General features: G+C 72.2%; 13 protein-coding genes. 6 read left to right on the forward strand and 7 right to left on the reverse strand.

Annotated features, from left to right (window positions below):
• The first annotated feature begins 131 nt into the window (after positions 1-131).
• The 4 genes from LZ495_RS27430 (at position 132) to LZ495_RS27445 (ending at position 5,897) form a co-directional block, all read left to right on the forward strand.
• Entirely contained in the window at positions 132-896 is a 765-nt protein-coding gene (locus tag LZ495_RS27430) for a bestrophin-like domain (RefSeq protein WP_235055589.1), read from the forward strand.
• 134 nt (positions 897-1,030) lie between these two features.
• Positions 1,031-1,534: a carboxymuconolactone decarboxylase family protein gene (locus tag LZ495_RS27435; protein WP_235055590.1), complete on the forward strand. Its 504-nt coding sequence runs from the start codon at positions 1,031-1,033 to the stop codon at positions 1,532-1,534.
• 67 nt (positions 1,535-1,601) lie between these two features.
• On the forward strand, positions 1,602-2,324 hold the full coding sequence (locus LZ495_RS27440; protein WP_235055591.1) for a TetR/AcrR family transcriptional regulator: 723 nt from the start codon (positions 1,602-1,604) through the stop codon (positions 2,322-2,324).
• Positions 2,325-3,392: 1,068 nt separating this feature from the next.
• A complete protein-coding gene (locus LZ495_RS27445) occupies positions 3,393-5,897 on the forward strand; it encodes a bifunctional lysylphosphatidylglycerol flippase/synthetase MprF (protein ID WP_235055592.1) in 2,505 nt (834 codons plus the stop codon).
• Here the strand turns inward: LZ495_RS27445 and LZ495_RS27450 are convergent.
• On the reverse strand, positions 5,894-6,685 hold the full coding sequence (locus LZ495_RS27450; RefSeq protein WP_235055593.1) for a hypothetical protein: 792 nt from the start codon (positions 6,683-6,685) through the stop codon (positions 5,894-5,896). The genes LZ495_RS27445 and LZ495_RS27450 overlap by 4 nt on opposite strands.
• Before the next feature lie 140 nt (positions 6,686-6,825).
• Here LZ495_RS27450 and LZ495_RS27455 point away from each other — a divergent pair, with 140 nt between their 5' ends.
• Positions 6,826-8,133 carry an alpha/beta hydrolase gene (locus tag LZ495_RS27455; protein WP_235055594.1) on the forward strand — a complete coding sequence of 436 codons (1,308 nt, stop codon included), beginning with the start codon at positions 6,826-6,828 and terminating at the stop codon, positions 8,131-8,133.
• 232 nt (positions 8,134-8,365) lie between these two features.
• Here LZ495_RS27455 and LZ495_RS27460 read toward each other — a convergent pair whose 3' ends face one another.
• Positions 8,366-9,316, reverse strand: a complete 951-nt coding sequence (locus LZ495_RS27460) for a terpene synthase family protein (protein ID WP_235055595.1) — start codon at positions 9,314-9,316, stop codon at positions 8,366-8,368.
• Between the two features lie 264 nt (positions 9,317-9,580).
• Positions 9,581-10,009: a DUF952 domain-containing protein gene (locus tag LZ495_RS27465; RefSeq protein WP_235055596.1), complete on the reverse strand. Its 429-nt coding sequence runs from the start codon at positions 10,007-10,009 to the stop codon at positions 9,581-9,583.
• A gap of 29 nt (positions 10,010-10,038) precedes the next feature.
• On the opposite strand from LZ495_RS27465, the gene LZ495_RS27470 reads away from it, so the two are divergent.
• Positions 10,039-10,446 (forward strand): PPOX class F420-dependent oxidoreductase, encoded by a 408-nt coding sequence (locus LZ495_RS27470; RefSeq protein ID WP_235055597.1) that lies wholly within the window; start codon positions 10,039-10,041, stop codon positions 10,444-10,446.
• Positions 10,447-10,626: 180 nt separating this feature from the next.
• Here LZ495_RS27470 and LZ495_RS27475 read toward each other — a convergent pair whose 3' ends face one another.
• The 4 genes from LZ495_RS27475 to LZ495_RS27490 form a co-directional block, all read right to left on the reverse strand.
• The gene (locus tag LZ495_RS27475; RefSeq protein ID WP_235055598.1) at positions 10,627-11,730 is read right to left on the reverse strand and encodes a threonine aldolase family protein; all 1,104 of its coding nucleotides are present in this window, start codon (positions 11,728-11,730) and stop codon (positions 10,627-10,629) included.
• On the reverse strand, positions 11,727-12,506 hold the full coding sequence (locus LZ495_RS27480; RefSeq protein ID WP_235055599.1) for an SDR family NAD(P)-dependent oxidoreductase: 780 nt from the start codon (positions 12,504-12,506) through the stop codon (positions 11,727-11,729). The genes LZ495_RS27475 and LZ495_RS27480 overlap by 4 nt, the downstream gene beginning before the upstream one ends.
• A complete protein-coding gene (locus tag LZ495_RS27485) occupies positions 12,503-13,861 on the reverse strand; it encodes a DUF6421 family protein (protein ID WP_235055600.1) in 1,359 nt (452 codons plus the stop codon). Before LZ495_RS27485 ends, LZ495_RS27480 begins: the two co-directional genes overlap by 4 nt.
• A gap of 309 nt (positions 13,862-14,170) precedes the next feature.
• A complete protein-coding gene (locus LZ495_RS27490; protein WP_308268651.1) occupies positions 14,171-14,770 on the reverse strand; it encodes a polysaccharide deacetylase family protein in 600 nt (199 codons plus the stop codon).
• Positions 14,771-15,106: the final 336 nt, after the last annotated feature.

Here is a 15,106-nt window from a genome sequence, read left to right on the forward strand (position 1 = left end):
GGCCCGCCCCCCCCCGCCGCGGGGCGGGCCCCCCCCGGGGGGGGGGGGGGGCCCCCCCCCCCGCCCCCCCCACCCCTGGCACGACATCTCGTCCGACCCCTATTTAGAACACGCACAAGAGGGGCCGTCACATGAGCTGGTCCGGAATCCTCATCCTCGTCGGGACACTGCTGGGTGTCACCGGCTGCATCTACGTGGTGCAACGCTTCGTCCCCCATCCGCTGCGCGAACAGCACAACGACGTCGCGGGGTTCATCTTCGCCGCGGTCGGCGTGCTGTACGCGGTGCTGCTGGCCTTCGTGGTGATCGCGGTGTGGGAGAACCACGCCTCGGCGCGCGAGACCACCTTCAAGGAAGCCGACGAGCTGGCCGGCCTGTACTGGGTGTCCCGGGAGCTTCCGCTGCCGCTGGGCGCCGAGTTGGAGAAGCAGACGCTCGAATATGCAAAAACGGTCATGCACAAGGAATGGCCGCTGATGGCCGAGCAGCACAGCAGCCCGGAGGCCACCCAGCTGGTCTACAAGCTGCGCGCCGGGGTCATGGGCTACCAGCCCGGCGGCCCGCGCGAGGAGATGCTCGCCGAGCGCGCGGTGAGCCACCTGGAGAACATGGCGTCCGCACGCCGCGAGCGGCTGAGCCAGGTGGACGAGGACGTGCCCTCGCTGCTGTGGTTCGCGCTGATCGCGGGTGCGGTGCTGACCGTGGGCTTCACGTTCCTGTTCGGCCTGTCCAACACGTTCACGCACACGCTGATGGTCCTGATGCTCACCGGCCTGGTGGTGGTGTCGCTGCTGGTGATCAGGGAAATGGACTTCCCGTTCGACGGGGTGACGAAGGTCGAACCCACATCCTTCGAAGTGTTCCTGGACCGGCTGCCACCACCGCGCACGGTGTAGCCGGTCCGCCAGGCGCACGACGGACAACTGTCCCGGGGCGTCCCAGGTCCGCCTGGGGCGCCCCCGCGTGCTTGAAATCTGACGTCCCGTCACCTACCTTCCGGGCAGGTTTGCGCAACCTTGAGGAGACGGGCATGGCAAGGATCGAAATCCCGGAAGACGAGGGAATGGAAGTGATGGCGGCGCTGCAGCTCGCCCCGCACTTCGCCGAGGTGGCCATGAAGTACGAGGAGGCCGTCGCGGCGAGCCCCCTCGACCGCCGGCTGCACGAGCTCGTCCGCATGCGCATCGCGTACATCAACGAGTGCGCGGTGTGCCGCAACTGGCGCAACGAGGCCTGGGGCGTCAGCGAGGAGGACTACGCTGCGGTCCCCGACTTCGCCGGCAGCCCGCTGTTCTCCGACACGGAGAAGGTCGCCCTGGAGTACGCGGAGCGCTTCGCGGTGCACTCCGCGGGGATCGACGACGATCTGCTGGAGCGCCTCGGCAAGCACTTCGAGCCGGCCCAGATCGTGGACCTGACGCTCGTCCTGGGCAAGTACCTGGCGATGGGCAAGTTCATGCAGGTGCTCGGTCTCGACCAGTCGTGCAGCATCACCGCGCACGCCAACGGGGACATGACCGTCACCCAGGTCTGACCCCGGCCGCGGCACGGCCGCGCGGGGCGGCTACGTAAACCACACCGTTCAGTTTATAGTGGGGGGCATGTCCCCCGCAGCGCGCCGTCCCGCGCACCCGGTCGGCGGCCCCGGGCACGAGGCCGTCGACGAGTTCGGCTTTCCCGTGCTCGCCGACCTGGCCGTACCGGCCGGCAACTCGCAGCGCAAGCGCGACGCGATCATCGCGGCCGCGCTCGCGGTGTTCGCCGAGGAGGGCTACTCGGCGGCCTCGGTCGACGCGATCGCGGCCCGCGCGGGCGTCTCGAAGCCGACCATCTACAACCATTTCGGCAACAAGGAGCGCCTGTTCCTCGCGGTCGTCGCCGGCACGCTGCCGACCGCTTTCTCGCACCTGACCGGCCCGGTCGCCGAACTGCGCGAGTGCACCGACCTGCGCGAGGGCTTCCTGAAGCTGGGCCGCGCGATGGCCGAGGCGGTCACCGACGACGAGGTCATGCGCCTGCGCCGCCTGGTGATCGGCGAGGTGGACCGCTTCCCGCAACTGGGCGACCTGTGGCTGCGGCTGGGCCCGGCCTGGTTCAACACCGAGGTCGTCGCCGCGTTCGCCGACCTGGTCGAGCAAGGCCGCCTCCGCATGGACGACCTGGACGTGGCCGCCCGCCAACTGACCGCCCTGACCGTGGGCGTCCCGCAACTGCAGCGCACCTTCCGCCCCGACCTGGCAGTACCCGCCGAGGTACTGGCCCACCAGGTCGAATCCGGCGTGGACGTCTTCCTGGCCGCGTACGGGGTCCCTCCGGCAACGTGAGCACGGGCCAGAGGGGATAGCCGGTCCGCCGCAGCACGCCGCTCCGCTGCCGTCGGGCACCCGCTGACCTGCGCGTGGGCTCGGGCACGAGCCCAGGGCAACCGGCACACCGACCGCGACGCGTGCCCACCGCAGAGCACCCGCCGCCTTCCACCCGCCCGGCGGAGACAGTCCGTTCGCCGCTGCGCTGCCGCCCGGTGCCCAGACTCCGCAAGAGCCCAGGGGGCCGGCGTGCCGACTGCGACGGGCCGTCGGCACCGCACCCCTGCCGCCGCGAGGCGTCGGGCGCGTTCCCGCGCTGATTGCGCGTCACCCTGTCGGGCGATTGCGCCTGCGCCTCGGCGTGCCGACTGCGACGCGTGCCCACCGCAGGGCACCCGCCGCCCTCCACCCGCCCGGCGGAGACGGCCGGTCCGCTGCCACACCCACTGCCGCCCGGTGCCACGAGCGCGACGCCCACGCCCGTCCTTCCACAGCCTCGGCGCCCCGACTCCGCAAGAGCCCAGGGCGACCGGCGTGCCGACTGCGACGGCACCCCTGCCGCCGCGTGGCGTCGGGGGCGTTCCCCCTGATTGCGCGTCACCCTGTCGGGCGATTGCGCCTGCGCCTCGGCGTGCCGGAGCATCACGCCCCTCCTAGAGTCGATTTGCCCCAATAGTCGGTTCCTATCGCGGCGTGGGCGCAGGGAGGCGGACGCTGGTGGCCACGGACGAGGGAGCGCAGGACGGCGACGCCGCAAAGGCAGGCGGGCAAGCGCCGGGTGCGTCGCGGGAGCAGTCCGCGGCGCCGCGGCCGGCCGATGCCCCGGCCGCGGAACAGGCCGCGCACTCGAGCGACGCCGAGGGCCAAGGCGCTACGCCGAAGCGGTCCGCGGCACAGCCCCCGCCCGCCGCGCATGCCGCTCCCGATGGCACGCCGCCGGACCACTCCGCGAAGCAGCCGCCTCCGACTGCGCCGCGCAAATCGCAGGGGTCGGCGCGCGCGTCTGGTGGTTCTTCCGGTGGGCAGGCGTCACAGGCCGAGCACTCCGTCCCGCCGCCGCCGGAGGCGCCCGTTGCGCCGGGGCGGTTGCGGCAAGTCGGGGCGCGCTTCCTGCGCTTCTTCTCGTTGGCGAAGCGGGCGCGGCTCACGCTCGTGCTGCTCGCCGTGCTCTGGGTGGTGGCGATTGCCACCGGGTCGGTGGGCGGCGGGCCGAGTGCCTCGTTGATGGAGAAGGTCGGCGGCGGCCCCGCGCAGCTCGTGCAAGGCCGTTGGTGGACCCCCCTCAGTTCCGGGCTCTGGGCGGAGCACCTCGCGCCGTTCGTGACCGCGACCGTCCTGATCCTGGCCATCATGGTCCCCGCGGAGCGGTACTTCGGATGGCGCAAGACCGCGGTGCTGCTGATCGGCTGCCAGATCGCCGGCTCGCTGCTCGGCTCCGCGGTGGTGGCGATCGGCGCCGCGCTGCGCGAGGACTGGCTGCAGGGCCTCTACGAGTACGTCCCGGCCGTCGGGCCGCTCACCGGCGTGATGGGCGTGGCGCTCGCGCTGACCGCGTTCCTGTCCACCCTGTGGCGGCGGCGCTGGCGGCTGCTGATCCTCGTCGCGCTGCTGCTGTTCGCGCTCTACAGCGGCAACACGCAGGACATCATGCGCCTGATGGGCGGCCTGGCCGGCCTGGTGGCCGGCGAGTGGATGTACCGGCGTACCGGCGCGGTCCGCCTCAAGACTCCCCCGTCCCACTCCGAGACCCGGGTGCTGATCGCGCTGCTGGTCGCGACGTCCGCGCTCGGTCCGGCGATCGCGCGGATCACCGAGCCGTACGGCCCGCTGGCGATCTACGCCGACCTGTTCGTCGGCGAGGGCCCGGACGCGTTCACGATCCAGGAGTCCTGCGAGGGGGTGAGCCGCACTGCGAGCCCGTGCCTGGAGGCGCGGGTGGAGCACCTGCTGGCCGGCAGCCCGTCCGTGGTGCTGCTGTACGTCGTGTCGATCCTGCTGGTCATCGTGGCGAGCGGGCTGCGCCGGGGCCGCCGGATGGCGTGGTGGTCGGCGGTGCTGCTGGAGATCGGCATCGTCGTGGTCACGGTCCGGTACATGACCTACGTCCTGGACGTGATCCACGACGATCCGACCGACGACGGCTCCACCCGCGGCCTGATCATCCGCTACTCGGTCGCGGTCATCGCCATCCCGGTGGCGGTGCTGGTGATGCTGCTGCTCACCCGCAAGTACTTCGCGCTGCGCACGCCCAAGTGGACGGCGTGGAAGCTGCTCGCGGTGGTGGCCGGCACGTTCGTCATCGTCGGCGCGATCTACATCAAGTTCGGCTACCAGGTGCGCGACCAGTTCGATCCGGTGCCGGACTTCGACCAGGTCGCCGCGGACTTCCCCAAGCGCCTGGTGCCGCCGATCTACCTGGCGCTGTTCGAAGTGCCGGACGCCGAATTCATCCCGGTCGGCGGCACCGCCAAGGTGCTGTTCGTCCTGGCCGGGCCGGCGTTCTGGCTGGTCGCGCTGGGCGGCCTGTGGTTCATGCTGTGGCGGGCCATCGAGCACCGCAAGAGCGGGGCGGCGGCGAAGGCCCGCGACATCCTGACGCAGTACGGCGGTTCGACGCTGTCGTACATGACGACCTGGCCCGGCAACACCTACTGGCTGTCCGAGGACGGCAAGACCGGGGTGGCCTACCGGGTGATCGGCAACGTCGCGGTGACCACCGGCGACCCCTTCGGCGAGTCGTCCGAACGCGCGGCCGCGGTGGGCGGGTTCGCCGCGTTCTGCGACCGGCAGGGCTGGACGCCGTGCTTCTACAGCGTCACCGAGGAAGGCCGCGAGGCCGCCGAGCGGCTCGGCTGGAAGACGCTGCAGGTCGCCGAGGACACCGTGGTGCCGCTGCCCGATCTGGAGTTCAAGGGCAAGAAGTGGCAGGACGTCCGGACCGCGCTCAACAAGGCCGGCAAGGCCGGGCTGACCGCGCAGTGGTGGGCCTTCCCGGAGGCGCCGCTGACCGTGCAGGAGCAGGTCCGGGAGATCTCCGAGGAGTGGGTGGCCGACAAGGGCCTGCCCGAGATGGGCTTCACGCTCGGCGGCCTGGACGAGCTCGACGACCCGCGGGTGCGCTGCCTGGTCGCGGTCGACGAGGAAGGCCGGGTGCACGGCATCACCAGCTGGATGCCGAGCTATCTGGACGGCGAACCGATCGGCTGGACGCTCGACTTCATGCGCCGCGGCGACACCGAGTTCAAGGGCATCATGGAGTTCCTGATCGCCTCGGCGGCGCTGGGCTTCAAGGAGGAGGGCGCGCAGTTCCTGAGCCTGTCGGGCGCGCCGCTGGCGCGCATCGACCGCGGGGAACAGCCGGAGCGCCTGCAGGGCGTACTGGACGTGGCGGGCCGTGCGCTCGAACCGGTGTACGGCTTCCGCTCACTGCTCGCGTTCAAGGCGAAGTTCCAGCCGCAGTACCAGCCGCTGTACATGACGTATCCGGACCCGGCCGCGCTGCCGTCCATCGCGAACGCGATCGGCCGGGCCTATCTCCCGCACACCTCCGCGGCGCAGATGCTGCGCCTGAGCCGCAAGCTGGTCGGCTAGTGCGGGCCGCCGGAGGCACCGGTGCCACTGGAAGCGCCGGGTCCGGGTCCGGGCGCGGACCCGGGCGGAGTGCGGCGCGGGGTGCGGCGCTCGGCCGCGGGCGTGCCGGCGATGGCGTTCTTCATGCGTTCGCTGCGCCGCCGGCGGCGTTCGCGGGCGCGGCGCTCGGCGCGCGCCCGTTTGGCGCTGCCCGGCTTGTAGAACCAGCGGAACCACGGCGATCCGGCGTGCCCGAGGCGCAGCACGCCGAACAGCGCCAGGAACGGGATGACCACGCCCGCGACGCCCAGGAAGTAGCGTCCTTTCAGGACCGCGACGAGCGCCAGGCACAGGTTGAGGCAGATCGAGGCGGCCCAGAAGATCCGGCTCTCGCCCTGTTGGGCGGCGAACGGGTTGGACGCGGCGAGCAGGAGCAGCCCGGTGCCGGCCGCGTAGACGACGGCGTCCACGGACTTGCGGCCTTCCTCGGCCCAGTAGACGTCGTCCAGGTGCAGCCACAGGGCGAACTCGTCCAGGGTGAGCGCCGCACCGACGGCGAAGACGCAGGCGAGCACGATCCGCCAGGTGCCGTCCGGGACGAGTGTGAATTCCAGCGCGGACGCGATGAGCATGAGAAAGATGCCCGGCACCAGGTGGTGCACGTGCACGCTGCCCACCGCCACGTTGCGGAACGGACCGCGGCCGGAGCGGATGAGCAGGACGATGCCGCGGGTGATGCCGAAGGTCGCGACGAACGTGCCCAGCATCCACAGCAGAGTGACGCGCCCGTCCGCTGTGACGATGTCCACGCGGCCTCCTCGCTCGGGTTGCAGTATGGCGACCTGCTCTGTGATTCGACCGCGAATAACCCGAATTCGGGCGATTTCCTGCCCCCGGATGCCGCGGCCTACCGCCGCCCGCGGCACTGCCGAGCGGTGGTGGCAAGCGCGTGAACCCCTTGGACTGGCAGCTGTACGACGGCCCCTTGCAGGTGGTCCTCCTCGTCCTCGGCTGGCTCGCGCTCGCGGTGCTGCTGGCGCGCCTGGACCGGCGCTGGTGGCTCGTGTGGGTGCCTGCCATGGCACTGCTGTCGATCGGTGCGGCCCTGCTGATCGGGGTGATCGTCGACGACTGGTGGAAGCCGTTCCCCGATCCGCTTCCCCGCCGGATCCTCGAGTGGATCGCGGTGGCGGTCTTCGCCTTCGCGCTGGCCGGGGCGCGGATGAAGTCGCTCACTTGGCCGCGGCGCGCGGTGGCGGTCGTCCTGGCGCTGCTGGTGCTGGCCATGAGTGCGAGTCAGATCAACGCGTACTACCACCAGTACCCGACGCTGCGGGCCGCGCTGGGGCCGTGGATCGGCTCTTCGGACGACTTCGACAAGGCCAGGGGCGGCCACCGCCAGACCGTGGCGGCCCCGGAGGGCGGCTGGCTGAGCCAGGTGTGGCAGCCGCCCGCGAGCATGCCGAAGAACGGAACGCTCTCGGAGGTCCCCATCCCCGGGACCGCTTCCAAGTTCAAGGCCCGGAACGGCTGGGTCTACCTGCCGCCCGCCTACCTGGCCACGCCGCGCGCCGAACTCCCGGTGCTGATCCTGCTGGCCGGCCAGCCCGGCACCCCGCGCGACTGGATCGACGCGGGCCAAGTGGTCGGCATGATGGATGACTTCGCGGCCGCGCACGGGGGCCTCGCCCCGATCGTGGTGATGCCCGACGACCTGGGCTCGACGTTCGCCAACCCGCTGTGCATGGACTCCAAGCTCGGCAACGCCGAGACGTACCTGACCAAGGACGTGCCGGACTGGATCCGCGCGAACCTCCAGGTGGCGCCCGCACCGCGCGGCTGGGCCATTGCGGGCCTCTCGCACGGCGGCACGTGCTCGCTGCAGCTGTCGGTCCGCAAGCCGGACCTGTTCCACGCGTTCATCGACATCTCGGGGCAGGACGAGCCGACGCTGGGCACCCGGGAGGAGACGGTCGACAAGGCATTCGGCGGCGATGCCGCGGCGTTCACGAAGGTCAACCCGCTCGACATCATGCAGACCCAGCAGTTCCCGCAGCTCGCCGGCGTATTCGCCGTGGGCTCCGGCGACGGCGAGTACGGCCCGCAGCAACAGAAGGCCTTCGCCGCAGCCAAGGCGGCCGGCATGGACGTGATCTACCAGGAATACCCCGGCGGCCACTCCTGGCAGGTCTGGCGCCCGGCTTTGCAGCAGAACTTGCCGTGGCTGGCCCAGCATGTGGGTTTGGTGGGCCCATAGCGGAGTCCATGACCGCCGGGCTCCTGCCCCACTCCGCCCCCCTGCTTGGCCCCGGGTCCCCCCGCCCCCACCGGGCTGTGCCCGGCGGGATCCGCACTCGTCCGTCCACCCCCGTCCGTTCCTGCCCTATCCCTTGCCTTGCGTCCCCGCCCGGCAGGGCGGGGACGCGCCCAGGGGGCCGGGTGGCTTCGGGTCGGTCTTGGGGTGGTCGGTCTTCCGGCCCCTGCGGGGGTCAGCCGACCGGCAGCGGGTGTACGGCGAATCCGCGGGTGATGTCGTGGCGGTTCAGGGCTGCGGCCCAGAGTTCGGTGGACTGGGCCTGGCGCACCGTCGCAGCGGAGACGCCTGGCAGGCTGCGCAACGCGCGTACGCCGTGGTCCAGTTGGGTGCGCCAGGCGCCGTAGAGCACGGTGGCGCTCTGGAAGGCGGTCGGGACGGAGTGGCCGTACTCGCGCATCAGGACCGGCACCAGGGTCAGGCGCGTGCCGGTCTGCATCGCGCGCGGGTAGCCGGTGAGGTCCTCGGCGACGCCGACCAGCAGGCCGGCCAGTTCGGTCAGCGGCGGGACGCCCTCCGCGGGCGGGCCGCCGGGGGCGCCGAGGGCCGGGTCGAGGCGGTGCAGCAGGGTGAACAGCGGGACGCCGGTGCGGTCGACCCGGTTGTCCAGGAACTCCGGGAGCGCCGGAGGCGCCTCCGCGGCCAGCCAATCCTGTTCGCGGTGCGCGGCCGCGGCGTGCCGGGCGAGGGCGTCGGCGAGGTCCGGCAGCAGCGCGGCGCCGCCGGCCGCGGTGATGCGCTCGCGCAGGTCGGTCAGCGCGAAGTGGAGTGCGTCCGCGCCGGTGCTGTGGCCGTCGCGCAGGATGCCGACCAGTGAGGCGGCGTACGCCGGGTCCCAGCCGACCGCCTCGCCGCGGTCCTCGAGGACCGCGAGCCAGGTGGCGAACAGCCCGGTGATGCGCAGCGCGCCGACCGGTGCATCGTGCATCGCCTCGGCGACCGGGGCGACCGGGTGGGTGCGGTCCACGGCTCCGCCCTCGGCGGCCGCGGACAGGCCGGTGCGTCGGGCCCAGGTCCGGGCCTCCATGGCGACGGCGTCGGCGGCCGGGTGCGGTGCCGGGCGCGGGCAGCGGGACGCCACGTGCGCGACGGTGTCGGCGATGAGCCGGTCGAGGTCCCTGGGCATGCTCAACGCCCCCCGCGGACGGCGGTGGCGGCGGGCCGCACTGCGCCCGGCAGCGGGCACGGACGCAGGCGCGGCCGCGTCGCGGTCGGCATGGACGCGGACACCTGGGCAGGCCGGGTCAAGGTCGGACTCATGCGCATGCCGTGCCACACCCACGGCCCCGCGAAACGGTCCGGGACGCCGCTGCACCCGACTGGCCTAAGGCCAGGCCTCAGGGAAGCGTGGCCCACTCCCCCGTACTTCACTGCCGTCGGCCGCAAGGCGTCACATGCGGGCGAGTGCCTCGGTCACCGCGCGGGCGACCGCGTCGCCGGGGTCCTCGGCGCCGTCCGCGTCACGGTCCGCATCACCGTCCGTACTGCCGTCCGCCTCGAGGTCCTGTGGATCGGGCAGCTCCGCGACCCAGGTGACCGCGGAGGTCGGCAGGTCCGCGTACAGGTGCGGGAACAGGTCGCCGCCGCGCGAGGGTTCCCAGCGCAGGTCGTCGCCGAGCGCGCCGGCGTCCACGGCGAGCAGCGTCAGGCCCGGTACGCCCGCGAAGTGCCGGCGGGCGGTCTCGGCGACCTGCGCGGCGGTCGAGAAGTGGATGTACCCGTCCGCGCGGTCCGCCGCGGATCCGGCGAACACGCCTTCCGCTTCGGCAGATTCCCACTCTTCACCGGTGAGCAGTTTGTAGATCACGGAAGGGTCCATGCACCGAGCGTACGGCGTAAGGTTCGCCCATGGCTTTGGACCCGGCGGAGACCGAACACGCGCTGGCGCGGCTCGGCGCGGCGAAGTACCTGCTCGTGACGACCTATCGCAAGGACGGCAGCGCGGTGCCCACCCCGGTGTGGGTCGCGCGGGACGGCGACTCCCTGGTGGTGTGGACCGTCACCACGTCCGCGAAGGTGCGGCGGCTGCGCCGCGACCCGCGGGTCGAGCTGGCGGAGTGCACGTTCAAGGGCGCCCCGCTGGGGTCCGGCGTGGCCGGCACCGGGCGCGTGCTGGACGACGCGGACGCGACCGAGCGGGTGCGGAAACTGATCAAGAAGAAGTACGGCGTGACCGGGTGGCTGACCGTGCAGGCCAGCGTCCTGCGCCGCGGGCGGACCGGCACGGTCGGACTGGAACTCACGCCGACCGGCTGACCCGGCGGCGACGCGGCGGCCCGGCCGCCTGACCGACGCGGCGACCGCCCGGCAATGCCCCGGCGATCGTCCGTCGGCAGTCCGGCAATCGCCCGGCCGGAGGACGCCGACGGCCGCCGGCCCGCAGCGGATGCGGACCGGCGGCCGTGCCCTGACGGCGCCCGCGGGGTGCCCGGCCGGTCAGGCCAGGTGCGCGAGTTCCTCGCGGACCGCGGCGGCGAACGTGTCGATGTCCGCCTCGGTGGTGTCGAACGAGGTCATCCAGCGGACCTCGCCGGTGCCCTCGTTCCAGGTGTAGAAGCGGAAGCGCTTCTGCAGGCGCTCGGTGGCCTCCGCGGGCAGGACCGCGAAGACCGCGTTGGACTGTACCGGCCGGGTGATCTCCAGGCCGGGGATGCCGCGCACGGCCTCGGCGAGGCGGGTGGCCATCGCGTTGGCGTGCGAGGCGTTGCGCAGCCACAGGTCGCCGGCGAGGAGCGCCTCGAACTGCACCGAAAGGAAGCGCATCTTCGAGGTCAGCTGCATCGACAGCTTGCGCAGGTAGTCCATGCCGCGCACGACGTCCGGGTTGAGCACGACCACGGCCTCGCCGAACATCAGGCCGTTCTTGGTGCCGCCGTACGACAGGATGTCGACGCCCGCGTCGGTGCTGAGCGCGCGCAGCGGTACGCCGAGCGTGGCGGCCGCGTTGGCCAGCCGGGCGCCGTCGAGGTGCACGACCATGCCGTGGTCGTGCGCGTGCCGGCAGATGTCGGCGATCTCCTCGGGCGTGTAGACGGTACCCAGTTCGGTGCTCTCCGCGATCGAGACGACGCGCGGCTGGGCGCGGTGCTGGTCGCCCCAGCCCCAGGCCTGGGTGTCGATGAGCTCGGGGGTGAGCCGCCCGTCCGGGGTCGGGACGGTGAGCAGCTTGAGGCCGCCGACCTTCTCGGGGGCGCCGCATTCGTCGACGTGGATGTGCGCGGTCTCGGCGCAGATGACCGATTCCCAGCGCTGGGTGACCGATTGCAGCGCGACGACGTTCGCACCGGTGCCGTTGAAGACCGGGTACACCTGGGCGCGCGGGCCGAAGTGCGCCTGGAAGACCTCCTGGAGGTGCGCGGTGTAGACGTCCTCGCCGTACGAGACCTGGTGGCCGTCGTTGGCGAGCGCGATGGCCGCGAGGATCTCCGGGTGGATGCCGGCGTAGTTGTCGCTGGCGAACCCGCGCGTCTGCGGGTCGTGCCGGCGCTGGGCCGAAGTGGCCTGGCCGGCAGGGGTGTTCAGGGGGTTCGCAGGGGTCACTGCGTGAGGCACAGTCGCTGTCCGTTCACGTCGTCGGTCGGCCGGTCCCAGAGGGCGGCGATCTCTTCGGCAAGGTCGGCCACGTCGGTGTAGCCGGGGAACTTGGCTTCCGGGCGCTCGGTCCGCAGCTGCGGCCACACCAGCGCCTTGACCACCAGGATGGCGGCGGCGGGGCCGTCCGATGCGGCGGTCTCGGATCCGGACGCGGCGGCCTTCTCCGCGGCTTCCTTGCGGAGCTTGCGGAAGGAGTCGGCCATGGCCAGCGTCCAGGCCTCGGCGGCCGATTTGGCGGCGGCGTACCCGGCGTTGCCCGCAGTCGGCTTGGCCGCGGCGGTCGCCGAGATGAGCACGAACCGGCCGTGCTGGGCGCGGGCGAGCGCGTCGTGGAAGGCCAGCGAGGTGTTCTGCACCGTGCGGATGAGCAGGTTGTGCAGGAAGGCCCAGTCCTCGGCGGTGTTGTCGGCGAACACCTTGCCGCCGCGCCAGCCGCCGACGAGGTGGACGACGCCGTCGACGCGGCCGTGCCGGTCCTCGATCTCGTCGGCCCAGGCGCGCGTGGCGGCCGGGTCGGTGAGGTCGAGGCGCGTGCCGCGGGCGAAGCCCTGCGGGGCGAGCGCGACGGACTCGTCGAGCCGGGCCTGGTCGGCGTCCGCGGCCTCGACGACCGCGCCCGCGCCCGCCAGCCGGGCGAGCACCGCCTGGCCGGCGGGGCCGCCGGCCCCGGCCACGGCGATCACGGAGCCTTCGGGGAGCAGGCGGAATCCTTCGGGGCTCATCGGCCGGTACCTCCCACGATGCCCCGAGTGGATGCGATGACGCCGGACAGTCGGCGGTTGAGGCCTTCGTAGAACATGCTGAGCGGGAACTCGTCGGGCAGCACGGCGTCCACGAGGTGCTTGGGCGGGCCGTCCAGCGGCAGCGCGTCCGGGCCCTTGGCCCACACGGATGCGGGGTGGGCCGGGACGAACGAGGTGACCAGGGCGTACGCGGCCATCCAGTGCGCGACGCGCGAGCGGTCCACGCCCTGCCGGTACAGCTCGTCGACCTCGGCGCCGAGCGCGATCACGGCGTCCGCGACGCGGTCCCAGTCGACCGAGAGTTTGCCGTCGTGCCATTCGAGGACGCCTGCGCGGTGCAGGAAGGCGAACAGCAGCTGGCCGCCGAGCCCGTCGTAGTTGCGCACCCGGCCGCCGGTGACCGGGAAGCGGAACAGCCGGTCGCACAGCACCGCGTACTGCACGTGGCGGGCCGCCTCGATGCCCTGCTTCTCCAGGTCGACGGCCTCGCGGAACGCGGTCAGGTCGCAGCGCAGCTCCTCGAGCGCGTACATCCAGTACGGCATGCGCTGCTTGATCATGAACGGGTCGAAGGGCAGGTGCCCGCGGCTGTGCGTGCGGTCGTGGATCAGGTCCCACAGCACGAACGCGTCCTGCGTGCGCTCCTGGCTTTCCAGCAGGGCGCGGAGGTCGGCGGGGAGATCCAGGCCGAGGCTGTCGGCGGCTTCCTTGGTGACCATGCGGAAGCGGGCCGCCTCGCGGTCGCAGAAGATGCCGCCCCACGTAAAGCGCGGCACCTCGCGGACCGCGACGGTCTCGGGGAAGAGCACGGCCGAGTCGGTGTCGTACCCGGCGGTGAAGTCGGAGAACGCGATGGGCACGAACATCGGGTTGTCGTACCGGCCGGCCTCCAGCTCGGCGATCCATTCCGGCCACACCACGCGGATCAGCACGGCCTCGAAGTTGCGCGAGGTGTTGCCGTTCTGGGTGTACATCGGGAACACGACGAGGTGCTCCAGACCGTCCCGGCGGGCCAGCTCGGGGCGGAACGCGAGCAGCGCATCGAGGAAGTCGGGGACCGCGAAGCCGCCGTCCACCCAGCGGCCGAAGTCGCGGACCACGGCCTCCAGGTACTCGGCGTCGTGCGGCAGCACCCGGGCCATGTCGCCGACCGACGCGGCGATCTCGGCGACGAGCTCGCGGGCCCGCCCGAGGTCCTGCACGCTGCCGTCGATCGAGCCGTCCGCGGACTGCAGGGGACGCAGTTCGGCGACCGCGGCCTTGAGCCGCAGCCACGCGGGATGGTCCGCGGTGGCGCCCACGTGCGCGGGGCGGACGGGAGTACGTGTTGCCATAACCCCTCGCAAGGAAGCCGATAGATTCTCGTTAAGACATCGTAAAACGAAAGATTCTTCGGTCACAAGAGATCCAAACGAACAATTCTCCTGCCAAGAGGCCCGTTCGGCGGCAAGGCGGCTTCGCCCTGCCGAAAGATCGACCGAGCGTGCGCACGCCCTTGCATCCAGTGAACGGCCACCCGGCCGGGACCGCGCGCGATGACCGCTGCGCGGGTGAGGAGGACCTGTGCGCGGGCAGGGACGACCGCCACGCGGGTGGAGACAACCGCTGCGCGGCCGAGGTCGACAGCCGCGCGAGTGGGCCCGTCAGCCGCCGGCCGGCCCGAACAGCTCCCCGGCGGTCACCGGCCGCAGCCCCTTGTCCTGCAGCCCGGCCAGGATCCGCGGCATCGCGACCGTCGTCCCGTCATGCCCGAAGTGCAGACTGACGACATCGCCCGCCCGGACCTTGCCGAGCACATTGCGGACCACGACGGGCGGCCCCGGCTCGGTGTGGTCCCGCGAGTCGAGACTGAACGACAGGCAGGTCGGGTAGCCCGCCCGCACCGCCTGCTCCTTGACCACGTCCGTCGCGTACTGCGTCTGCGACGGCCGGAACCAGCGCCCCTGAGACCCGGTCAACGCCCGCAGCCGGTCCGCACACGCGGCGATCTCGCCGTACGCCGCCGCCGCGTCCATCCCCGACATGTCGAGATGGTTCTCGGTGTGGTTGCCCAGCTCGTGGCCCCCGGAGAGTACGCGCCGCGCCATAGAGGGGTACTCCCCCAACCACGTCCCCACCGCCAGCACGGTCACCCGCACACCGGCCTTCTCCAGCACCCCCAGCAGACGCTCTACCTGAGCGGGCTCTCCCTGCCCATGGAACGTCAACGCCACCTCGGCCCGCCCCGAGTCGGCCCGACTCACCTCCGCAGGCAGCGCCACAGCCTTGGCCGCCCCCGACGCAGGCGCCTCCGGCGAAGACGTCCCCTTCCCCGACCCGGCACTCACCGCTGGAGCACCCCGCCCCACCCCTGAGTCCCCCGATTCCCCACACCCGGCAACCACCACCCCGGCCGCCGCCCCCGCAATCCCCCGCACCAAGCTCCGCCGCCCAAGACCCATGCCCGAAACGCTAGGCGGCCGGGGGTCCCTGTCCCGCCCAGGACACAACGAACCCCGGCCCCCGATCAGGTGAACCCGCCTCCAGGTCATCCACGCAGCCCACCACCGCAAGCCCGCGCGCCGCGGAGCCGACAACCC

The sequence above is a fragment of the Yinghuangia soli genome (genome assembly GCF_021502675.1).
Taxonomy (GTDB): Bacteria; Actinomycetota; Actinomycetes; order Streptomycetales; family Streptomycetaceae; genus Yinghuangia; species Yinghuangia soli.